The organism is Edwardsiella tarda ATCC 15947 = NBRC 105688 (genome assembly GCF_003113495.2).
GTDB classification, from domain to species: Bacteria; Pseudomonadota; Gammaproteobacteria; order Enterobacterales; family Enterobacteriaceae; genus Edwardsiella; species Edwardsiella tarda.
This window is the reverse complement of record NZ_CP084506.1, coordinates 1,613,749-1,636,456: the sequence shown is the minus strand read 5'-3', so window position 1 is coordinate 1,636,456 and position 22,708 is coordinate 1,613,749. Positions and strand designations below refer to the sequence as shown.

Below are 22,708 nucleotides of genomic sequence, written 5' to 3'. Positions count from 1 at the left end.
GTCATGCGACTCCTTTTGATTATCGGCACTACGGACTAGCGTTTAAATATCGAGTAACGATCTCTTTCGGGGTAGCGCGACTACCCCGCCTATGCGTCGCTTTCCCTACATGACTCGGGGACACATACCAACCTTGCTCCACCATACTCAGGCCACTACGCCCTCAAGCAGCACGATAGGCTCAAGAGAGCCAGATAACCCCCCCAGGGCCGACAGGCAGATCGAAGGTCATCCAAACGATCACCTGAAGAATAAACACGCCAAGAAAGGTCAATGAATACGGCAGCATCGCGGCAAAAAGTGTCCCCATTCCAGTATGTTTATCATAGCGTTGTGCCGTCGTCAGCAAAATAGCGAAATAGGCAAATAACGGGGTAAGATGGTTAGTAGAACAGTCACCTAATCTATATATCGCCTGAGTGAATGCCGGATGTATGTTGAGTTGCATCAGCATCGGAATAAAGATAGGCCCCATCAATAACCATTTCGTACCACCGCTGCCAATAAACAGATTGATCAAGGCAGTCAGTAACAGAAAACACACCACGATAATCTGGCTAGGGATGGGAAGAAAGGCCAGGAATCCTCCCCCCTTGATCGCTAAAATCTGCGCCAAATGAGATTTATCGAAGAGGAAGAGAAACTGTCCAATCACGACGGCTAAGGCGATAAACCCCGCCAACGAGGCGATCGATTCAGACATCATCGTATAAGCATCGCTAATATTTTTTATCTTCTTAACACTGATTGCATAGCTCAAGTCAGCAATGGAAAAAATAATAATGATGATAAATTGTAGACATTGCATCAAGGGGGCGCCAAAAATCAACGAATGTGTATTGGGATTACGCAGAAAGCTATTCTGTGGTATACAACTAAGGACTAATATAATTAAAAATATCAATACATTTCGCCCAGCCTTTCTGACGCCTCGCCGCTCCTCCTCACTCACGCTCATCTCTGCGTTACCCTGCTCGGCGAAATGATACGTGCCAAGCATCGGTTCAATTACTTTTATCGTAATGATTGAGGCAGAGAGGATCACCAACAGGGCCGAGACGAAGAGAAAGAAATAGCCATTTAATAGCGGCATGTCAAAGTCAGGACGAATACTGGCTGCAGATTGGATGGAGATCGGCGTGAGGATGATATCCCATCCTCCGGGGATCAAGGCGGTACTAAACCCGCCACCGACGGCGGCGTATCCTAAAAATACACCCGCGAGCGGATGCCTACGGATCCCATAGAATATGGCTCCCGCGATCGCAGGAATGAGGATGAAGGCAGCATCACCAGCCTGATTACTCAGCACGCCGATCGTCGCGATGACATAGATGGCGATATTCCCTTTCCGACCGGATAAACCCATCTTAATCGCCGCAGAGAAAAAACCGCTCCTATCGCAAAATCCGGTGGCAATGCCTAGGATAATCACCACACCCAGTACAGGGAAGCGTTGAAAGTTCTCCACGAAGCTCGTTGCAAATAGCATCAGCCCCTGCAGGCTGACTAAATTAACCACGGCAATCGTCTCACCGGAGGTCGGATGTAAGGCAGATACCTGCAAAGAACTTAAGATAAGCGAGAGAGCTAAAACTATCGCGATAATATAGAGAAAAAGGGCCATAGGGTGCGGCATCCTATTCCCCACCTGCTCTATCCAACTAAAAAAATCCACCAGCCTGTTTCATCACTCAGTCACTCCCCCAACCGTTGAGAAAAGCGTCAGCAAATTTCACTGTCGCGATAACGCCGTTCAAAAAGGCTCGCTCATCCAGGTCAAAATGGCTGCTATGATGCTCGGCTTGCGATCCGGCTGCCTCATCACCCGCACCGAGAAAGACAAAGAGGGCTGGGCAGAGTGAAGCGTAACGATTGAATGATTCCGAGGCATACCAACGAGGTTGATGAACCAGCGTACCGTCAGGAAAGATGTCTGTTAACTGCCGCTGCGCAAAGGCGGATAAACGCGCATCGTTGATCGTCGGACCCACCAGCAGTTTCATCTCTGCGGCAAACTCAATTTGACAGGCTTGCGACGCCGCAGCATGAGCCGCAACCGTCTTGATCAGGTTAAACGCCCTTTCCCCCTCGCTAACGTTGAAATATCGGATAGTCCCTGAAATAGAAACGCGATCGGGTATCACATTCGCCGCGGTTCCGCCATGGATCGTTGCCAGCCCTAAGGTAACCGTTTCATTCACATCGATACGATTAACCCAGGCCGAAGCGAGCGCCATCACCACATTCGCGGCGCCAAATAACGGATTGATGGAGAGATCGGGACGCGAACCATGCCCGCCTCGTCCGATCACATCCATATTGATCAACGCGGCGCCGGCCATTCTCGGGCCGGGATCGACACAGATCGTGCCCGACCGCATAAAAGAGACGATATGCATCCCCCAGACCGCATCCGGTGCCTTACGCGAGAGCGCGTGTAACATCTTCTCGATGCCGCAGCCCGTCTCCTCGCCCTCCTCAAAGCAAAAAAGCAGTGTGCCAGCCAGTGTATGCCGATACTTCACCAGAACTTTCATTGCGCCCAGCAACATCGCCATGTGGCTATCATGGCCGCAGGCATGGCAAGCGCCGGCGCGCTGTGAAACGTATCGCTTCTTCCCGGCCAGATTCATTTCGCTCTCATCCATCGCCAGCGCATCGATATCACAGCGTAAGGCTAAGGTTTTACCCGGCCGCTCACAGGATAAGATGGCAATAAAACCGGTATGCTCAACGTCTTCGATAGGCAAGCCTAACGCCCCCACCTCTTGCTTGAGAAAGGCGCTGGTTGCAAACTCTCTCCCCGATATCTCGGGATTCTGGTGCAGATAGCCACGCGTCGATCTGACATAGCCATCCACCTCCTGTGCCGCCGCGATAATCGCTTCATGGGATAACATACCCTTGCCTCCAGAGACCGATTGATGATCAGCCATAATATATATTTATCATTACGGTATTTATTTATCTTATTTATGCTCTCTACTGAGGGATATTTCACCCATCTCAATCGTGTACTAACGCCATCGACAAATACTGCTAGTGCATCAGCTTGTCAAAGCTATAAAGTAAAAATGAGAGGCCGAAAGAGGAAAAGCGTAAAACGAAGCGAATTTACCATTATTAAAGGAGCCATTATCAGCACCAGACTGACCCTTTATCACCATAACGAGTCATTTCCCCATTCCATCTCCCTCAGTGATTTTTTCTTCTATTTCTATTAGTAAGATATGATGTTATAAATTCCATAGCAAAATGCATGCATCAAGATATATTTAACATGCTGAAAATATTAATATATATCAATTAGATAGAAATATACAACGATGTGACCTAAAACGAACGGCTAGAATGCAAACCAAGCATCTTATTCAGGCTCCGGTGTCCTCACCATCTGCTCATCGCTATGCGATCTTACCCCTTCCCTAACTCGCGACATCACATGGATAATCGTAAAGATTACGCCTCCCTCAGTATCGGCTCTCCGATTATTTCGATTAATCATTATCTGCTAATTAGATAATGATGATTTGGGAAATTTCGTCATCTTCGACAAGACTCGCCCACATTAAGAGCAAACCCCATATTTTTTACGCGCGCTCTCACACCACGCCACACGCGCAAAATCACTCGAGATCACATAATACGAAATCTAATTTGCATTTATTTTATAAATATAATTTTATTTAATAGTGTGAGATAGATTAGGAATTCATTTCAATAGGGCTTTATTGAATAAATCGAACTTTTATTGAATTGAAGGATCAGAGCACGCATCCTCTGATAACGCAAGCAATCCCGTGGCAAAATAGAAGTCCAGGATCACCAACTGGCGCACTGACAACAAGCCCTTATCCATCGAGGTTCCATCACTTTCTGGCTGGATGACGAGTCGATTCAGGCCTGGTATGAGTCAGCAATACCTTCATCACGGGGGAGACCTCTGCGCTATTCTGATCTTGCCATCACGCCTGTCCTCGTGATTAAACGCCTATTCCGACAGATCCACCGAAAAATCAGGTCAGCAGCAGCCGATGGGGCTTACGATACCCGGTTATGTCACGATGAGCTACGCCGCAGGAAAATCAGCCTCCTCACTCCTCCCTCGAAAGGGAACAGCATCGTCTTTAGAGTAGTTTCTTTGTGAGTTACAGTACGCCTGACTTAAGCTAGAAGCGAGTCAGTATTCCCAAACGAGTTAAACTTCGATTGATTACTTCAATAACTCTTGTATCATTGAAGTATGAATAAAGAAACTGCGACACACGTATTTGAATCCCTGGCCTCCGGCGTACGGCTGGATATCTACCGCTTGCTGGTGAAGGCCGGGCTGGAGGGCATGGTGGCGGGGAAAATTGCTTCGACTCTAGCCATTGCGCCTAACAACCTCTCCTTTCATCTCAAGGCAATGACCCATGCGGGTCTACTGTCGGTGGTGCAAGAGGGGCGTTTCCAGCGCTATCGAGCCAATATTCCCTTGATGTTGGAGCTCATTGCCTTTCTGACCGAGGAGTGTTGCTCCGGTCATCCGGAACAATGCGCGTCGCTACGCAGCGCCTCCAGTTGTTCACCTGCGTTGTTGCCCACGCTTGACTTACCAACTCCTTGTGACTGTAAGGACTAATCTGATGAACGTACTATTCCTGTGTACCGGTAACTCGTGTCGCTCCATCCTTGGTGAAGCTACATTTAACCATCTGGCACCAGAAGGATGGCAGGCCATGAGTGCCGGGAGTAACCCCACCGGTCAGGTGCATCCGCGCTCACTGGCGCTATTGTCCCGTGAGGGCATCAATACCGATGGCTACTTCAGCAAGTCATGGGAAGATCTGTCCCAAGTGCCGGATATTGTCATTAGCGTGTGTGGCAATGCCGCCAATGAGCCCTGTCCAGTCTATCTGGGCCCTGTACTGCGGACCCATTGGGGGGTTGAAGACCCGGCTCATGCCACCGGCACCGATGAAGAGATCGACGCCGCTTTTATGACCGCCTACCGTATTCTGCGCGACCGCATCGAGGCATTTTTCGCCCTGCCACTGGCCGAACTGCAACAGGACAAGGCTAAACTCAAGGTCGAAATGGACCGCATTGCCGACCAGATTTCTTAAGGAAATCTATCTATGACCCAGCCTTATCATGAACTGATTGCCGGATATAGTGCCCAAGATATCCAGCTGATAGCCAACAGTGCGAATCGACTGGCTGCGCGGCCTGCCAGCCCGAACTGCAATGGGTACAGATCTCCCTGGGTAATCATGCTGGGCAACCCGAAGATGAGCTATTCCTTGATGCCATTCACGCTGTAGTTGAGGTCTATCAGCATGGCCAGAAGGCGGCCTTCCATTGTGGTGGTAAAGGTCGTACCGATACCTTCGCCTCAGGCGTGCTGCCGGCGTTAGGCGTATGCAAGACTCTGGTTAAGGCGGCAATCATGGCCAAGGTGACTCGTCAAGATATCAACATCAAGTCGGATCAATACTCGATATTGAGTCGCCTCTATCTGGATAGCCAACTGATGAGAGTGTCCTGATGCCCCCGCTTCCCAATTTTGAACCCGCGCAATGCTACTACACCGGGAGTGTACGAAGTGAGAGCGGATCAGTCATTGGTCATCTTTGCCGAACCAGCAACATCCGAGGGAAGTGAAGCGCAGCAATTGCATGAGTTCTGCCGTATTTACAACGAAATCGGTAACTGGAGCCGCATTTTCATGAGCCTGCCTCAGAACAAACTGGATCGGTTGTCCCCCCTACGGGAGCTAAACAGTATTGGCTTGATGCAAACCGCCGTTATCACAATACAAGGAGAACAATGATGTCGGCACAAAGTAAAATCACCGCTAAACAGGCGGCAGGTGCTCCCATGAGCTTTTTCGAACGCTACCTGACGGCTTGGGTTGCGCTGTGTATCGTTATCGGTATCGCCTTAGGGCAAGGCATGCCTAGCTTGTTCAAGGTCATCGGAGCCATGGAGATCGCCCAGGTCAACCTGCCTGTCGGTATACTCATCTGGGTGATGATCATCCCCATGCTGCTTAAAATCGACTTCGCAGCGTTGCATCAGGTCAAGGAGCATGTACGCGGCATCGGTGTCACTCTGTTCATCAACTGGTTAGTGAAGCCTTTCTCCATGGCGTTTCTTGGCTGGTTGTTCATCCGGGTGTTGTTTGCCGACTGGTTGCCTGCAGAGCAGCTCGATAGCTATATTGCTGGCCTCATTCTGCTGGCCGCTGCACCTTGCACTGCCATGGTGTTTGTCTGGAGTCGACTGACCAATGGTGATCCCTACTTCACCCTATCTCAGGTGGCGGTGAATGATCTCATCATGGTGTTTGTTTTTGCCCCCTTGGTTGGCTTGCTGTTAGGGGTGTCCAGCATCACGGTACCCTGGGATACCCTGCTGACTTCGGTAGTGCTCTATATCGTCATTCCGGTGATCATGGCACAGCTCATTCGTCGCGCGTTATTGCGCCAAGGAGCAGACGCCTTCGATAGCACCATGCATCGCATCCAGCCTTGGTCCATCGCGGCTCTGCTGCTGACTCTGGTGCTGCTGTTTGCCTTTCAAGGTGATGCCATCATCCAGCAACCGTTGGTGATCGCCCTCTTGGCGGTGCCTATTCTGATCCAGGTATTTTTCAACTCCAGCTTAGCTTACTGGCTAAATCGCAAGGTCGGCGAGAAGCACTCGGTGGCTTGTCCGTCAGCATTGATTGGCGCTTCCAACTTTTTCGAGCTAGCAGTGGCAACAGCCATCAGCCTGTTTGGCTTCCACTCCGGTGCCGCATTGGCGACTGTCGTAGGGGTGCTGATTGAAGTCCCTGTTATGCTGTTGGTGGTGAAGGTTGTCAATCGTAGCAAGCATTGGTACGAACAGGGGCTTCCTCGATAATGAAAACAGTTGCCCCGATCCCGGCTTGCTTGTTGCGGGCCTGGCAACAGCATAAAAGAGAATTACGCAGTTGGTTATTTCAGCAACTACGAGAGCCGGATCGTGTTGATGATGCATTGCAGGAAATCTTTATCAAAGCAATGAAACAGGGAACAGCGTTCTGCGCCATTGCCCAACCCCGCGCCTGGTTATTTGAAGTGGCGCGACATCACTTGATTGATGAATACCGCAAGCGGCGTGAGATGTTGCCCTTGTCCGATGAGCTCCCCCAGGATGAGCCAGAGCAAGCGGTGGTTGACCAACTGACCGCTTGCCTACCACGGGTTTTAGCAGAGCTCGAGAGCGCAGATCGTGACATTCTGATCCGCTGTGACATCGAAGGGATGACTCAGCAAGCGTATGCTAACCAGCAGGGGTTAAGCCTCTCTGCCGTCAAGTCTCGCCTACTACGAGCTCGAGTCCGCCTGAAAAACCGGCTCCACACCACCTGCGCTGTTCAACTCGACGACCAAGGTCAGGTCTGCTGCTACATTCCGCGCGCTCCGATGTCAGAACAGAAATGACCACTAAAGACAGATCAAGCCTTGGATAGTTTTTCGGTTAGTGGACAACAGCGCTTGGTTCCCCTCCAAAACGACTCACGGACAAGCAATCACGCGGTAACCGTACTTTTGGGAAACACTCGGTATCCTGAGCCAACCAATGGCGTCTTCTTGAATAAGATAGAACATTCGCTCATCAACCGACGATGGGTAGCAGCGCCTCTCGTTAGAAAAACAACAATGCGATATATCCCATGAGGATGGCCATACCCAATATGATGGATACGAACGCGACAATCATAGGCATTCTGAACATGGATTTGAGCAAAATTACTTCGGTAATACTGGCACCAGCACTGCCAATAATCAGTGCCATAACGGCACCGATGCTCATCCCTTTACCCAGTAATACTGATGCCAGAGGGATAACTGCTTCGGCTCGGATATAGAGCGGGATGCCAATCACGGCACTCAGAATGATAGCAAATGGATTATTTGAGCCAGCATGATTTGAAATCCATTCTGCGGGTACAAAGCCATAAATGATAGAACCAATAAGAATCCCGATGATGAGATAAGGAGCCACTTTTTTGAATTGTTGCCATGCTTCAGCAAATGAGCTCTTTAAGACAGACGATGACCACTGTGTTCTTCTCACGGAATTCTGCTTGGGACTGCAACAGATTGTGTTGATCATCCTCTTTTGTGATGGGCTCTTAATCGCCGAATTGGAACGGCAAGAGGTTGTCGTTGGCGAGAACAACTGGATCTGCAATTTCATGTTACCACTCACCTCTTGAGCCTCCTGCGGCTTAGATAGAGATGCTGATGGGCAGCTAATGGCATCGCGTTGCGCGTTGTCCCTCATCGGAATCACAAACCGACTGAACTCCAGCTTGTTTAGGGCCCAACCCGCTACTACGGAAACACTCAATGCGATCAGCGAATACAGGGTCGTAATTTTCCAGCCAAATGTAGCCCACATTAAGCCGATAATAATCGGATTCAGCAATGGGGAGACAAAAAGAAACGTCAATGTTGGCCCAAAACCCGCTCTGGCTTGCAGCATTCCTCTGAGCATGGGAATGGTGGAGCAACTGCAAAACGGTGTAATAGCACCGAGTAAAGAAGCGATAAGATAGCCTTTACCCTGTCGACTTCCCATGATCGTTTGGATCTTGTTGTTAGGTACTTTACAACGCAACCAATTGACTCCCGTACTGATTAACAAAAATAGCAATGATAATTCTATTGCCAGTACAAGTAGCATTTGGGCAGCATTTTGAACCATAAGTAACCAGTCAGTCATTTTCATCTCCTTCATTTCCTTATTTCTAGAATACTCGAAATATGTGCCATGGCAATATATTTCTGTTATTGTCGAAATATCAAGATTCGTTGGAGAGTATATGCAGTTAGATGAAGTCGCCAAGGCATTGAAGGAGTTGGGGCATCCAACTCGTTTGTTCATATACAAGCACCTAGTGAAGGCTGGTAGCGAGGGGCTCGCCGTCGGTGAGTTGCAACAACAACTGGCCATCCCCGGATCTACTCTAAGCCATCACATAGCAGCACTCGTTTCCGCTGGTCTTATCCGACAAAACCGGGAGGGTAGAACATTATTGTGCATTTCTCGATACGAAGTACTGGATGAGATCATTCGTTTTCTGCAAGAAGAGTGTTGTACCAATAGCAATGCCAAGGAGTAATTAACCGGAACAACAACTTTTCTTGCATCCTTTTGTGCACTCATGCGTCTTCATAAGCAGAATCACATTGTTTATGGGTAACCATCATGAGAGCGCTTGTTTCCATTAAAAAACTTCCCGAGCGGAGGCCGTCCTTATTTTTGTTCCTTAGTGCTGTTATCTGGTTGGGATTGTACCAATTGATTCTGCCGACTTCGGAGTTGCTGGTCGGTTGGCTACCGCTGGATCCCACAAGTCATCTAGGGGAAGCCTTACAATTCTTCCTCTACGACACACCTAAGGTACTGTTGCTGCTAACCGGCATCGTCTTCGTCATGGGGATGATCAACTCCTGGTTCACTCCAGAGCGGACTCGTGCCCTACTGGCTAAACGTGGCGAGGGGGACGCTAATGTATTAGCTGCCCTGCTCGGCATCGTTACCCCCTTTTGCTCTTGCTCGGCGGTGCCGCTGTTTATCGGCTTTGTCCAAGCTGGAGTGCCACTCGGCGTCACCTTCTCGTTTCTAATCTCGGCACCGATGGTCAATGAGGTCGCCTTGACTTTACTGTTCGGCCTATTTGGCTGGAAGATTGCTTTGCTCTATCTGGGATTAGGGCTCAGCGTCGCCATAGTGGCGGGTTGGATTATCGGTCGGATTAAAATGGAGGTGCAGCTTGAGGAATGGGTGCAACAGATGCCCCGCATCCATACGAATGATCCGTTGCAATCGATGACGCTGGCGGATCGGATACAGAGTGGCTTCAGTGCCGTGCGGCAGATCGTGGGGAAGGTGTGGCCTTACATATTGGTGGGGATCGCCATCGGTGCTGGTATTCACGGTTATGTGCCGGAATCCTTCATGGCCTCATTTATGGGTAAAGAGGCCTGGTGGTCGGTACCGCTGGCCGTGATCATGGGCGTACCCATGTATACCAACGCCGCCGGTATCATCCCCATCGTCCAGGCACTGCTAGCCAAAGGGGCGGCGTTGGGAACTGTATTGGCGTTTATGATGGCCGTCATTGCCTTGTCTTTTCCCGAGATGGTCATATTACGTAAGGTGCTAAAACCCAAGTTGATTGCCACCTTTGTGGCCGTGGTTGCTAGCGGCATCTTGTTGGTGGGTTATATCTTCAATGCGGTGTTATAGCCGCTATTCTTAAACCAGAGATAACATGATGAAAAACATTAAAGTACTGGGATCAGGCTGTGCCAACTGTAAAGCCGTTGCCAAACTAATCGCTGCCGTGGCAGAGGATAAAGGCATCGCCATCGAACTGGAAAAGATCGAGGAAATCCGCGAGATTATGAGCTTCGGTATCCTCTCTACACCAGGAGTAGTGGTAGATGGCCAAGTCGTGCACTCCGGTGGTATTCCCTCACGCGACAAAATTGAACAATGGCTTACCGCCTGATTCTTAAACAATGGAAACACACAACTTGTCATTCATAGGGACAAAATTACTATGATTGCAGAGGAGAAACATTTGAACGCAGTATCATTAATGTCTTCAGATCCCTGAGTTGGGGCTATCGCACCCACCGCCCGTATTACTTTGAGGAGAAGATTATCGTGAATACGCTGGTCAGAATGGCCAGTGAGGATTTCACTTCAGACCGGGCGCTCGTGCTCATCAATTGATCGGTCTGGAACACAGGCGACATCCACTGGACGGCAAACCTGTACCGGATAATCGAGCCAATATTGCATCACGTTTTGATGCGCACGCGAGCCGTCACAGAAAAAGTGCCGGGGACTACAGCGATGTAGTATCTCTTGATCCGCTACGTTCCAGAAACAGTCAGCATACATCACCTTAGGCAACTTAAGCTGGTAGAAAAATAGCATCGACGCAAAGCACTATCTGTAGATGATGGCAGCAAGATAGGGGGAGAAAACACGCCATACCGTCCGAGGAGAAACCATCGTGTCTCATACAAACCAAGCACTGATAGCATACTGGATGGCATACTGAAAAATACAGAAATGAAAAAACCCCAAGTTAATCAATAACTTGGGGTTAAAATTTGGCGGAAGGACAGAGATTCGAACTCTGGGAGCTGTTACACTCGACGGTTTTCAAGACCGTTGCCTTAAACCACTCGGCCATCCTTCCAATGGCTGAGGATATTAATCGGCTCGGCGTTTCTTGTCCAGTCCTAAAATCATCTTTTCACTCAAGCGGCTAGCAAATGAACGACATGTTCTCTTTCTATACGCCGCCTCAGCGCCGTGGTCCCATCTGGAGGCCGATGAGGGAGGCTTTGAGCATCTTCATCGCAATATTCCAACGGCTAGCGCTATGACTAGCCAAGGCGTATTTCGCGACACAACGGGCTACGTGTACTCTTCTGCTATTCATCAGCACCTCCTCATCAACATATTTCAGATAAAGCCTATACCCGTCGGCTTCAGTATATGTATGACTAATGTAAAGTTGCCGGAGGATTTGCCGTTTGCTGTAAAGCGCAGAGGTGGTCGACCGCACGGCTACCCCGCTAAGATAGCCGCTGACAATTGCGATTAAGGTGCCTGGATGATAATGGCGACGCGCCGGTTCTCCGCTCGCCCTTGCCGTGTCGCATTATCGGCAATCGGATCACGTTTGCCCATGCCACGCGTGGTGAGGTTCGCGCGAGGCATACCGCCGCTGGCCAGGGCATCCGCGACCTTATCGGCCCGCTTCAGGGACAACTGTTGATTATAGGCATCCGTCCCATAGTTATCGGTATAACCGTCCAAACGAGCATGCAGGATGGCGACCTTCGATAACGCTCGGCCAATCTCGGCGACATGCGCCTGGCTCTCTGGACGTAGAACAAATTGGTTATTACCGAATAGCACCTTCTCTGACATGCCAAAACTCCACCCATCATTACCTTGAATGAAGCCTTGTTGTTGTAACACCGCCACCTGCTGCGCCGAGAAGGTCTCTTTTCGCTGACAACCACTCAGCGCCATACCACCGATCAGCACGCCCATCAACCAGGCAATATGCTTCGTTCTGACCATATCTATTCCTTATTATTAGTAGCTAACCAATACTCCAACCACCGCCCCGCTGTTTACTCTGGTACATGGCGCTATCTGCCCTCTCCAACAAGTCACTCAGCTGACTATCAGGCACAGAAAAGGTCAACCCAATACTGAACGTCATGCTAACGTGTACCCCATTAGCCAGCGTGATCGGTTGTGGTACCGCCTGTAATATCCCCTGGGCAACGCGCTCAGCTTCGTCGGTATGCTCGATATTGCGCAATAAAATGGCAAACTCATCCCCGCCCAAACGCGCCACCATATCCGTTTTTCGAATCTGTTTGCTCAGGCGACTGGCCACCTCGATTAATACGTGGTCCCCTGCCGCATGACCCCAGCCGTCGTTAATACTCTTAAAACCATCCCCATCCAGAAACATCACGCATATCTGCTCCTGTTGCGGATTCAAGCTCTCCAACATATTCATAAAGCAGGTACGATTCGGCAAACCGGTCAACGGATCGTGTAACGCCTTATAGCTTAAGACCCCATTCTCATTCACTAATGAGTCATGTTGTGACTCCACTTCGATCAACAAGCTGTTAAACCCTCGGCTTAACTCTTCGATCTCCGCGATCTGCGAATGCGGTACGCGCAGCGAATAGCTGCGCCGCTCACGAACCTGACGCGCCACCTTCGCGATGGCATATAACTCATCCACAATACCGGTATGCATCCGCTGCACGAGATAGAGCGAAAGTAAGGCAATCAAGATCAGGCAACACAACATACCTAAGAGGAAATAGCCCAAGAAATGCATCAGCATCGAGCCATCCGCCTTCAAGGAAACATAACCGATCAATTGGCCATTGTGTTCGATCGGCCCGCTCACGGCGCTGGGTAGTAGCCAACCACGCAGCAGGCGGTTCACCCGCTCATCGGTCGGCGTCGGCGAATACCAACGAACCCAGACTTGATGTTGTGCATTACTAATCGTCGCCTCGGCGATCTGCTCGCGCTTAGCGATCATATTCAGGGCATCTAACGCAGCGGGTTTATCATTAAATACCACCGCCGCCTCACTGGTATAACTGATGGTCATCGCCACCAATTGCAGATTATGTTCTGCATAACTACGTAGCGTGAATAGCGATAATAATGATAGCGGTATTCCCGCCAGTAATAACGTCACGGCAATGATCATCAGGTGAATACGCTGAAACATGCGCCGTAATGTCGGGCGAGTTTGACGTGAGCTGACTCCCTTGGAAAATAAGCGTTTCACCCTGTTACCCTTTTCTCTTTGCCAAGAGCAGCACATTGGGGTTGACCTGTATGTTGCTGCGCGCCAGCGTATCCAAATTTAACTCGAAGTTGACGCTTTGTTTCCCCAATTGCAGGCAAAACGCACTGCCTTTACTGCATTCACGGTTATCTTCCGCGATGGTTAACAAACTTTTCCCCTGTAGCAAACTGATCACTGACTGTTGCTGTTCGGGCGTGACATCACCGTAATAGACGGCATCGCACTGCTGCAGAATAGTCTGCGGCGCAAAAGCAACCTCGCGCACACTGAGCTGAGCTGTCGCCGGCATAGACACTAACTGATGGGCAAAGCGTGTCGGTGGAATGATGCATAGGCGGATCGGCTGCGATGGCGGGCGCCAGCGAGTAAAGCTGATCATTCCAGTCACGATGCGGGCGACGTCTCGCTCCCGCTGCTGTTGTAGGTCATCCCGCTGCTCACCGCTAAGCGCATGCGCCGGCGAACAAAGGATCCCGAACAAGAGACAACAGGCCAGCACACACATGACCCCGTATTTAAGCGGATGATACATTGTGAAATTCATGCAGCAGACTCAATCACTCCCCATTTTATCTCTGTGAAAACTGGGGCTATTATCCCCACAACTATTTCATCCGCTCGAGGATGAAACCATTAAGTCTAAAAAAAGTACACAATTAAAGAATAGGATTTTTCTTTAGTCTGGATGCATGATAGCGCCAAACCAAATAAATGTGAGGCGAACCAGCACGGCAGAGGAAGAACGTATAGATAGCTGACGCTTCCCTCCGCTTAGGATCTATCGGACGCGATACGCTATTCTTTAATCGCTGTAGATAAGCGAGAGAAAATAGGTGACAACAGTGCGACTACAACCTCACGCAGACGCTATCCTCTTAACAATTTAGCGTAACTACCGTTATTATAGACAAGTTTGGTTAAACGGTACTGACCGCCCGGTCCGCATAGGGTCATCACATGCCATCGGCAACTGGCGCCAGCGGCGTCCCACAAGGGGTTAATGATGGGAAAACGGTTACAACGAGAGAAACTCACCATCCAGCGTATGATCGCGCTGTATCAATCGAGCGCCCCGGCAGCATTGGCCGATCCGGCACACTACCAGCAACTCTATCAGTACGCCTGCAATCGCCTAGACCGTTGCCCCTTTGGTGAGGAGAAGCCCGCCTGTAAACAATGCCCCATCCATTGTTACCAGCCGGCTAAACGGGAGGAGATGAAAAGCATCATGCGTTGGGCAGGGCCTCGCATGATATGGCGCCACCCGATCCTCGCGCTACGCCATCTACACGATGATCGCCGCCCGGTGCCGCCTATCCCTGAACGAAAACGGCGTGAGCGCAACTAATGTGGCTCACGCCGTCTGGCTGATGATGCCGCGTGGCGCGACTCAACGCACCACCAAGACGCTGGTCGCCGCATGGCGGACGATCTTGGTCGCGTTAGAACCGAGCAAATAGGTGGACATGCTCGGCCGGCGTGAGCCAATCACGATCAGATCGGCGTCGATCTCTTGGGCCTGTTTCAGCACCTCATCGTAGATCGACCCCTTGCGGATCTGACAGCTAATACGACTTGGCTCCGTCAACGGAATCGACTCGGCGAGCGTCTGCATCTTCGCCAGGCACTCGTCCGCCAAGATATCTTCGAAGCGCTGCGTCTCTTTATTTAAGCGACTCAAGGAGCAATCCGGAACCTGCATCACATAGAGCAAACTGATCTGCACGACATCCTGCGCCGCTAGCGCTCTCACCTCGGTCAGGGCGGCCTCGGTCAACGTCATCTCATCCAGATCGACAGGAACCAAAATCGTCTTATACATCATAAACCTCCTGTTATGTTTGCCTATTAGCGATGTTAGCACCGCCAAAATCAAAAAGGGCGCTATGTCGCTGGTTTATCGAGCCAGTTAACATTTTTCCCACAGGCAAACGTTTTAACAGGATGATCACGCGAATAAAGGCTGGGGCCGCCCATCATCATCCACCGCCACGAAGTTGAACTGACCATTGATCACTTCTTCGCACCCTTCGTGATACATATCCTCAAGAAAAATGGTCACACTCACCGTTAGGCTGGTACGGCCTACGCGAGTGACTCGCCCCACTAACTCGACGATCGATCCCGAAGGGATCGGGTGCTGAAAATTAATACGCTCCGTGGAGACCGTCACCAGGCGTTTACGACAGAAACGGGTGGCGGTAATAAAGGCGACCTCATCCATCCAGGCCAGGGCGGTGCCGCCAAACAGTGTGGAGTGATGATTAATCGTGGTGGGAAAAACGACTTTTGCCACCCGAGTGGCCGACTGGGCGATCTTTTGTTCGATAGCAGGTGAATTCATAATAATGATGTACAGCAAGCATAACTTATAGGAGCAATGATTTTACCATGCTGACGCTGCTAGCTAGGCCACATATTTTCCCCTTGCCAGCAATAATAGATTGAATTTCTGCATAGTAAGCACCATATACATAACAGCAGGTCGGACGAAGCCGCTATGCTAGCTAGCCATAAGCTGGCAATAGACTCGATAACACGCTAGACACATTACGCGGGTAGCATGAGGAATGGGATAGATAGATGGTCGATGTTTTAGTCGGATTTGTTCTGCTGGTCAGCCCATGTGGCCATGATGCCTGTGATGCTCTGCCCGTCACAGAAGATATATACCCCACACACCGCGAGTGCCAGCAGATGATCGACAAACTGCATCAGCGTCGTCCCAACGCGGTTCTCTTCTGCGGGGAAGTCTACCGCGACGAGCACGAAAAACCGCCACAGCCCTAGTACAACGCAATACACAACAGATGGGGCGCCGCCTCACGCCGCGCCCCATCACTCATCGTTCCTCATACCGCCTCAGAGCCATAAAACAGCGGGGACGCGTCTCTACGCGACTCACCCCGGCCCTCACCTTACTTCCCCTGGCCTTACAGCTTCTCCGGCGTAATCGGTGACGGCGCATCATTGGGGCCAAAGGCAATCAATGCCAGGAGACTCAACAGGTAGCTGACATAGCAGCTACGCAGGATTTGCCTGACCAGCTTCATAAGAAACTCCTTCGCAAGGATATCCTGTCTTACTCTACCCTTTCGCCCATAAAGCGCCAGCCCGCCACATGATGGCGCTCACACTCCCATCATCTTTTGTCGTACTCACGCTGAACGCAAGGATCTTTGAAGGGCCGCATGGGCGGGAGGGAGAGCAGGATCGGCGGTGGGCAGTTGGGCAGTTGGGCAGTTGGGCAGTTGGGCAGTTGGGCAGTTGGGCAGTTGGGCAGTTGGGCAGTTGGGCAGGCAAGGTGTAAACGGGCACGCAGCCAACAAACCGGCCGCGTGCGTGCCGCTATGCTCAGTAGTAAGTCTGAGCCGTCAATTTCAACAAAACAGAGTTCAAGTCATGCATAAAGGATTTAACGTTTTTCATCATAAACTCCATAAAAGTGTGAGCTACATCTCTATTTCGTGAGTGATATTAGCGCATCTCTGGCGTTAATCAACACCTAATCCAAACTTTTTTTTAATTGTTCAAAAATAGTTTGAACACTAATCCTCGCGCAAGCCGCGCCGCTCCTGGGCTCAGGATGTTTCACAGCAAGATTAAATGTTGCGAAAAAGCATGTGATGTAAGCACCTTTCCTGGTATTCGGATAACAAAAGCGCGCGCATCGAACTCACCAACGCGAGGCGGGATGGGTTTCACACGATGGGTAAAATTGGACTAGCCTTGGAGAAAGGTGAACGAGATTAGGATCGCATCGTCCATGACAGCCTATACCGCACAGGCAGTAAAGCCCCCCGCCTCGGCCTACCGTCTCTCCCTGGCGGTATTGGTCCTGGGTATCCTCTTATCCGCGCTCAGCGCACACTGGCTCTACAACCAGATCAAGGACAATACCGAAGCGGAGTTCACCCGTAACGTTGAACGTGTCGCAGGTGAGGTCACACGCCGTTTCACACTGCCACTCTATGGATTAAACGCCGCCAAGGGGCTCTATGAAACCTATCATCAGATCAACGCAAATCAATTCAGCGACTATATTCGTGCGTTAGATCTCCCACGGCAATATCCCGGAGTGCGTGGTATTGGCTTTATCCAACGCGTCCCACGCGATGATTTACAACGTTTCACCCAGGCAACCCGTAACGACAACAGCCCCGGTTTTACGCCACACCAGCTACAACCCAATAATGTCGGAGACCTTTACCTGATTAAATATATTCAGCCTCTTTCACCTAACCAGGGTGCACAGGGGCTCGATGTGCGCTCCGAACCGGTGCGCTGGGCCGCACTACAGAAAGCCATCGACAGTGGCCAACCCTCGCTCACTGGCCCCATCCATCTGGTACAGGATAAACAGCGACAACCCGGCGCACTACTTTATCTACCGGTCTACACCATGGAGAGCGCGCTACTCCAAACGCCCGAACAGCGCCGCGCCGCGCTGCTCGGCATCATCTACTCACCGCTGGTGATCGCCGAACTACTGCATAACATTCCCGAATACACTTCCGGGCGGGTAGACATAGAACTCTATGACAATACCCACGAGTTAAAACGCGACAACCTGATCTTCGACGCTGATAACAGTAAACTACTGGAGCCCGATACCGTCATTCCACACAGTCAGCAGGATGTCAGTGCGCGCGTATTTATCCGCACCATTCCGATCACGCTAGCCGGACGCGCCATGCTGCTACGCGTTAGCAGCACCTCACATTTCGAGGCCTCGATCAACCACTACTCGCCTTGGCTATTGTTCGCCTTCGGCGTCCTGTTGAGCGTGCTATTCACCTCCCTGTTACGCCAACAGATCCTTAGCCGTTACCGCGCCGAACGCCTCGCGCTCAATATGACCGCCGATCTGGAACGTCTGGCTCTGGTCGCCCGTAACACCTCTAACGCGGTGATCCTGACCGATCCTCAACGGCGTATCACCTGGGTCAATGACGGCTTCGAGCGTATCACCGGTTACCGCCACGACGATGTACTGGGTAAGTCGCCTGGCCAGTTGCTGCAATGCGAAAATACCCAGCCCGAAACGGTACTCGCCATTCGCCAGGCACTGAATGACGGCCTCCCCTTCAAGGGCGAATTGCTGAATCGCACCAAAACCGGCATCGACTACTGGATCGAGATGGAGATCCAGCCACGTTACGACGCCAATCATGCCCTGATCGGCTATATGGCGGTCGAATCGGATATCACCGAACGTAAGAATACTCAGCATCGCCTTGAAGCCGCCCTGCGCGACAACGATGCGCTCCTCACCACGCTGAACGTTCACGGTATCATCGCCATCACCGATCGCCAGCGCCGGCTGATCGAGGTCAACGACGCCTACTGTCAGATCACCGGCTATCGTCGCGAGGAACTCCTGGGCAATTCTCCCTCGATCGTCAACTCCGGCATTCATCCACCGGCCTTCTGGCGCCAGCTGTGGGAGACCTTACGCCAAGAGGAGGCCTGGCGCGGCGAGATCTGCAATCGTACCTTGGACGGGCGCCTGTATTGGGTCGACACCACCATCGCCCCCTTCAAGGATGCCGAGGGGCGGATCGAGAAATATATCGCCATTCAGTTCGACATCACCCAGGCGAAGACCCTGCAGATCAACCTGAGCATCGCGCGTAACCAACTGCAACGCGCGACCGAGGTGGCCGAACTTGGGGTCTGGAGCTGGAGCATGGCCGACGGCACCCTCACCTTTGACGATACCATGAACGCGATCTACGCCATCCCACCGGCGATGCAAGACCCCCACCGGCTGTATGGTTACTGGCACACGCTGATCCACCCCGACGACGTCGCCGAGGTCGATCGCACCCTACAAGCCACCCTGCGAGCCGGCCAGGGGCAGGTATGTCGTCAAGTATTCCGTATTCACGTCAACGGCCAGGAGCGCATCATCGAATCCGCCGCCGTCGTCGAATACCAAGGCGTCGGCGATACCCTGATGCTCGTCGGTATCAACCGCGACATCACCCGTCAGCGTCAGGCCGAAGCCACACTACAAGCCGCCAAACTGGCGGCCGAAAATGCCAACCAAGCCAAGTCGGCCTTCCTGGCAAACATGAGCCACGAGCTGCGCACCCCCCTCAATGCGATCCTGGGCATGCTGGCCCTGCTGCTCAAGTCTGGCCTGACTCACCGCCAGACGGACTACGCTACCAAGAGTGAGGCGGCGGCCCAGGCGCTATTACGCCTGCTCAACGACATCCTGGACTACTCCAAGATCGAAGCCGGCAAGATGGAGCTGGAGGCCGAGCCCTTTAATCTCTGCGCCCTGCTGCAAGATCTCGCCGTCATCCTCGCCAGCAACTCGCACAAGAAACCGGTCGAAGTACTGTTTGACATCGATCCGCGTCTTCCCCGCTGGCTGATCGGCGACAGCCTGCGCCTGCAACAGGTGCTGATCAATCTCGGCGGCAACGCCCTCAAGTTTACCGAGCAGGGCGAAGTAGTACTCTTCATCCATCTGATCGAACAGGATGCGCAAAACGCCACGCTACACTTCGGGGTCCGCGACACCGGTATCGGCATCGCGCCGGAGAAACAGCGCCTGATCTTTAGTGGTTTCTCACAGGCCGAGGCCTCCATCACCCGCCGCTTCGGCGGTACCGGTCTGGGGCTCTCCATCAGCCAACGCTTTGTCGCCATGATGGGGAGTACCCTAGAACTCGAGAGCGAGCCGGGTAAAGGTAGCCTGTTTCACTTCACCCTGACGCTGCCGCTGGCGGCAGAGCAACATAGCGACGACGAACAACGACGTCAGGCTTTGTTAGGGCTGCATGTACTGATGGTGGACGACAATCCCACCGCACGTAGCCTGCTGCAACAGATGGCACTGACTCTAGGTTGGCGAGTCGACTGTGCGGCAGAGGGGGAACAGGCGCTGACACTGATTGCCCAGCAACAACAGGCGGGCGATCCCTATGATGTGTTATTTATCGACTGGCTCATGCCAGGACTCGATGGCTGGCAAACCATCCAGCGACTACGCAGCCGCCTGCATGAAAAACAGTTGCCGCTCTTGGTGATGGTCACCGCCAACGACCGCGAATGCCTGCTGCAACGCAGTAGCGAGGAGCAAGGCATTCTCGACGGTTTCCTGCTGAAACCCGTCACCCCCTTGATGCTGCTGGATAGCGTCGCCGGTGCATTGCGCGAACGACAAAACCTGACGCAGATCGCACCTCCCGCCCCCGTGCCGCACAGCGGCAAACCGTTGAACGGCGTCCGCATCCTGGTGGTTGAGGACAACCAGAATAACCAACAGATCGCCCGCGAGTTACTGGAGGATGAGGGCGCCATCGTGACCCTCGCCGCCCACGGGCAGGAGGCCATCGATCGCCTGAAGGCCACACCGCAAGGTTTCGATCTGGTGTTGATGGATCTCCAGATGCCGGTGATGGATGGTATCAACGCGACCCAATATATTCGTAGCCATCTCGCGCTCCACACCTTACCGATCATCGCCATGACGGCCAACGCCATGGTCTCCGATCGCCAAGCCTGTCTCGCGGCCGGCATGAACGACCATATCGGCAAACCCTTTAATCTGCGTGAGCTGATCCAGACCATTCAGAAACATCTGCTCACCCCACCGCTCACGGCGCCACAGGCGATAGCACCGAGCATGCCAGCGCCACTACCCGCGACACTGGAGCAGCTCGCCTGCCAGCATGGCATTGCCCTAAGTGGCGCGTTGGCACGCTTAGAGGGGGATTTGGCGCTCTACCACCATCTATTAAGCCTGTTCCTGGATGAGTTACGTGACTTCCCGGCACAGCTGGAGCGCCACATGGCCGACGCCGATCTCGCGGCCGCCACCCGCGCGCTGCATTCGCTGAAGGGGTTGGCGGCCCAACTCGGCCACGACGCACTCTTTACCCGGGCGCGTGACGGCGAATCCCGTCTGCGACAGATCGAAGATGGCAACATCACGCCAGCCATCCGAGAGTGCGTCGCCGACATCACGGCGTTCTGCCGCCAACTGGAGACTCAACTACGCACCTTTAGCCAACAGCTCGCCGCCGAGTTGCACCGCGAGGAGCCTGCCGCCATGCCGAGCACGCCGTCGCTGCCGCTAGACGAACAACTGCAACGACTGCTCACCCTGCTGGAAAATAGCGACATGGCGGCGCTAGAGCAGATGCGGCAACTGGCCGCTCATCCAGAGGGCCATACACTGGGCGATACATTAACGGCTCTCGAAACCGCCATCAGTCGCCTCGACTTTAGCCGGGCCCAAGGCCTATGCCGCGACTACCTGGCCCACACACATCGCGCCCAACAGGAGCATGACGGCTATGCAGACCCCCTATAGCGCCTTTAACTTGCCGGGACGCGAACGCCCACGGCTGTTAATCGTCGATGACGAACCGCTCAACATCCAGCTGCTTTACCAGCTGTTCGCCGATGATCACACCGTCTTTATGGCCACTAACGGCCAGCAGGCGCTCAATATCTGTATGAATCAGCATCCCGATCTGGTGTTATTGGATATTGAGATGCCTGACATGAATGGATTGGAGGTCTGCCAACGCCTCAAGGCGGCACCGCAGACACAAGACATTCCGGTGATCTTCATCACCGCCCATATCGACGAGAACAGCGAGACCGCGGGCCTACGCGCTGGCGCGGTCGACTTCATCAGCAAACCGATCAACCACAACATCGTGCGCGCTCGGGTCAACACCCATATGCTCCTAAAGATGCAGTCGGATCTGCTGCGCCAACTAGCCTACCTGGATGGGTTAACCGGTGTCTATAACCGGCGTTACTTCGACACCCAATTCAGCCACGAATGGCATCACGTACAGCGCTACCAGACGCCGCTCAGCCTGATCCTATTCGATGTCGACCGCTTCAAAGACTATAACGATCGCTACGGCCACCTACGCGGCGACGATGCCTTACGTCAAGTCGCGGCCGCCTTACGCGGCGCGTTGACCCATCCCGGCGACCTGGTGGCGCGTTATGGCGGTGAGGAGTTCATCTGCCTGTTACCCGCCACGGCCCTGATCGATGCGCAGGCATGCGCGGAGCGAATACGTAATAGTGTTCAAGCACTCAGTATCGAGCATCCGGGCGGGAGCGTACCATTCCTCACCGTCAGCGCCGGCGTCTGCTGCGCGACCCTGACCGGTGACGCCCAGGCGGCCGACTTTCTCCAGCAGACGGATAGCCTGCTGTATCAGGCGAAGGCCCAAGGGCGTAATCGCTGCTGCGCGGCGCCATTCCACGCGCAAGATTAATCGGAGGATTCATTTGGCCCCTCCCGCTATGCTACAG

General features: G+C 52.5%; 20 protein-coding genes, 1 tRNA gene and 2 pseudogenes. 13 read left to right on the top strand and 10 right to left on the bottom strand.

The features are described from left to right. Window positions 1–181 precede the first annotated feature (181 nt). A complete protein-coding gene (locus DCL27_RS07600; protein WP_241210826.1) occupies window positions 182–1,627 on the bottom strand; it encodes an AbgT family transporter in 1,446 nt (481 codons plus the stop codon). A 67-nt stretch (window positions 1,628–1,694) separates the two neighbouring features. Next, window positions 1,695–2,903, bottom strand: a complete 1,209-nt coding sequence (locus tag DCL27_RS07595; protein ID WP_035599906.1) for an amidohydrolase — start codon at window positions 2,901–2,903, stop codon at window positions 1,695–1,697. Between the two features lie 856 nt (window positions 2,904–3,759). On the opposite strand from DCL27_RS07595, the pseudogene DCL27_RS07590 reads away from it, so the two are divergent. From DCL27_RS07590 to DCL27_RS07570, 5 genes and pseudogenes are all read left to right on the top strand, one after another. Continuing rightward, window positions 3,760–4,117, top strand: a pseudogene (locus DCL27_RS07590) (transposase); the annotation flags it as partial. A gap of 129 nt (window positions 4,118–4,246) precedes the next feature. Beyond that, window positions 4,247–4,627 carry an ArsR/SmtB family transcription factor gene (locus DCL27_RS07585; RefSeq protein ID WP_005286570.1) on the top strand — a complete coding sequence of 127 codons (381 nt, stop codon included), beginning with the start codon at window positions 4,247–4,249 and terminating at the stop codon, window positions 4,625–4,627. Window positions 4,628–4,631: 4 nt separating this feature from the next. Then, on the top strand, window positions 4,632–5,111 hold the full coding sequence (locus DCL27_RS07580; RefSeq protein WP_005294177.1) for an arsenate reductase ArsC: 480 nt from the start codon (window positions 4,632–4,634) through the stop codon (window positions 5,109–5,111). 754 nt (window positions 5,112–5,865) lie between these two features. Next, window positions 5,866–6,894 (top strand): ACR3 family arsenite efflux transporter, encoded by a 1,029-nt coding sequence (arsB, locus tag DCL27_RS07575; RefSeq protein ID WP_396120474.1) that lies wholly within the window; start codon window positions 5,866–5,868, stop codon window positions 6,892–6,894. Then, window positions 6,894–7,457, top strand: a complete 564-nt coding sequence (locus DCL27_RS07570) for a sigma-70 family RNA polymerase sigma factor (protein ID WP_005286587.1) — start codon at window positions 6,894–6,896, stop codon at window positions 7,455–7,457. Before arsB ends, DCL27_RS07570 begins: the two co-directional genes overlap by 1 nt. 205 nt (window positions 7,458–7,662) lie before the next feature. On the opposite strand, the gene DCL27_RS07565 is transcribed toward DCL27_RS07570, so the two are convergent. Then, window positions 7,663–8,745 (bottom strand): permease, encoded by a 1,083-nt coding sequence (locus tag DCL27_RS07565; RefSeq protein WP_035594585.1) that lies wholly within the window; start codon window positions 8,743–8,745, stop codon window positions 7,663–7,665. A 100-nt stretch (window positions 8,746–8,845) separates the two neighbouring features. Between DCL27_RS07565 and DCL27_RS07560 the strand changes: the two genes are divergently transcribed. The 4 genes and pseudogenes from DCL27_RS07560 to DCL27_RS07545 all read left to right on the top strand — a co-directional run. Next, on the top strand, window positions 8,846–9,145 hold the full coding sequence (locus tag DCL27_RS07560; protein ID WP_005286594.1) for an ArsR/SmtB family transcription factor: 300 nt from the start codon (window positions 8,846–8,848) through the stop codon (window positions 9,143–9,145). Window positions 9,146–9,324: 179 nt separating this feature from the next. After that, window positions 9,325–10,275 (top strand): permease, encoded by a 951-nt coding sequence (locus DCL27_RS07555; protein ID WP_200900972.1) that lies wholly within the window; start codon window positions 9,325–9,327, stop codon window positions 10,273–10,275. Between the two features lie 25 nt (window positions 10,276–10,300). Beyond that, on the top strand, window positions 10,301–10,540 hold the full coding sequence (locus DCL27_RS07550; protein ID WP_005286599.1) for a thioredoxin family protein: 240 nt from the start codon (window positions 10,301–10,303) through the stop codon (window positions 10,538–10,540). 56 nt (window positions 10,541–10,596) lie between these two features. Next, a pseudogene (locus DCL27_RS07545) lies at window positions 10,597–10,767 on the top strand (DUF4942 domain-containing protein); the annotation flags it as partial. Window positions 10,768–11,154: 387 nt separating this feature from the next. Here DCL27_RS07545 and DCL27_RS07540 read toward each other — a convergent pair. From DCL27_RS07540 to DCL27_RS07520, 5 genes are all read right to left on the bottom strand, one after another. Next, a tRNA-Ser gene (locus tag DCL27_RS07540) sits at window positions 11,155–11,242 on the bottom strand. Between the two features lie 108 nt (window positions 11,243–11,350). Continuing rightward, window positions 11,351–11,488: a hypothetical protein gene (locus DCL27_RS07535; RefSeq protein WP_165798010.1), complete on the bottom strand. Its 138-nt coding sequence runs from the start codon at window positions 11,486–11,488 to the stop codon at window positions 11,351–11,353. A gap of 161 nt (window positions 11,489–11,649) precedes the next feature. After that, entirely contained in the window at window positions 11,650–12,138 is a 489-nt protein-coding gene (locus DCL27_RS07530) for an OmpA family protein (RefSeq protein ID WP_005286605.1), read from the bottom strand. A gap of 22 nt (window positions 12,139–12,160) precedes the next feature. Beyond that, window positions 12,161–13,387 carry a diguanylate cyclase domain-containing protein gene (locus DCL27_RS07525; protein WP_005294166.1) on the bottom strand — a complete coding sequence of 409 codons (1,227 nt, stop codon included), beginning with the start codon at window positions 13,385–13,387 and terminating at the stop codon, window positions 12,161–12,163. 4 nt (window positions 13,388–13,391) lie between these two features. Continuing rightward, on the bottom strand, window positions 13,392–13,940 hold the full coding sequence (locus DCL27_RS07520) for a YfiR family protein (RefSeq protein ID WP_226086024.1): 549 nt from the start codon (window positions 13,938–13,940) through the stop codon (window positions 13,392–13,394). Between the two features lie 471 nt (window positions 13,941–14,411). Between DCL27_RS07520 and DCL27_RS07515 the strand changes: the two genes are divergently transcribed. Beyond that, window positions 14,412–14,756: a nitrous oxide-stimulated promoter family protein gene (locus DCL27_RS07515; RefSeq protein WP_080582863.1), complete on the top strand. Its 345-nt coding sequence runs from the start codon at window positions 14,412–14,414 to the stop codon at window positions 14,754–14,756. Between the two features lie 42 nt (window positions 14,757–14,798). On the opposite strand, the gene DCL27_RS07510 is transcribed toward DCL27_RS07515, so the two are convergent. Continuing rightward, a complete protein-coding gene (locus tag DCL27_RS07510) occupies window positions 14,799–15,230 on the bottom strand; it encodes a universal stress protein (protein WP_005294158.1) in 432 nt (143 codons plus the stop codon). A gap of 126 nt (window positions 15,231–15,356) precedes the next feature. Further along, window positions 15,357–15,752 carry an acyl-CoA thioesterase gene (locus tag DCL27_RS07505; protein WP_035594588.1) on the bottom strand — a complete coding sequence of 132 codons (396 nt, stop codon included), beginning with the start codon at window positions 15,750–15,752 and terminating at the stop codon, window positions 15,357–15,359. A 239-nt stretch (window positions 15,753–15,991) separates the two neighbouring features. On the opposite strand from DCL27_RS07505, the gene DCL27_RS07500 reads away from it, so the two are divergent. From DCL27_RS07500 to DCL27_RS07490, 3 genes are all read left to right on the top strand, one after another. Then, entirely contained in the window at window positions 15,992–16,198 is a 207-nt protein-coding gene (locus DCL27_RS07500) for a hypothetical protein (RefSeq protein ID WP_071523961.1), read from the top strand. A gap of 976 nt (window positions 16,199–17,174) precedes the next feature. Beyond that, window positions 17,175–21,740 (top strand): PAS domain-containing hybrid sensor histidine kinase/response regulator, encoded by a 4,566-nt coding sequence (locus DCL27_RS07495; RefSeq protein ID WP_035600138.1) that lies wholly within the window; start codon window positions 17,175–17,177, stop codon window positions 21,738–21,740. After that, the gene (locus DCL27_RS07490) at window positions 21,724–22,671 is read left to right on the top strand and encodes a diguanylate cyclase domain-containing protein (protein WP_005294150.1); all 948 of its coding nucleotides are present in this window, start codon (window positions 21,724–21,726) and stop codon (window positions 22,669–22,671) included. Before DCL27_RS07495 ends, DCL27_RS07490 begins: the two co-directional genes overlap by 17 nt. Window positions 22,672–22,708 lie beyond the last annotated feature (37 nt).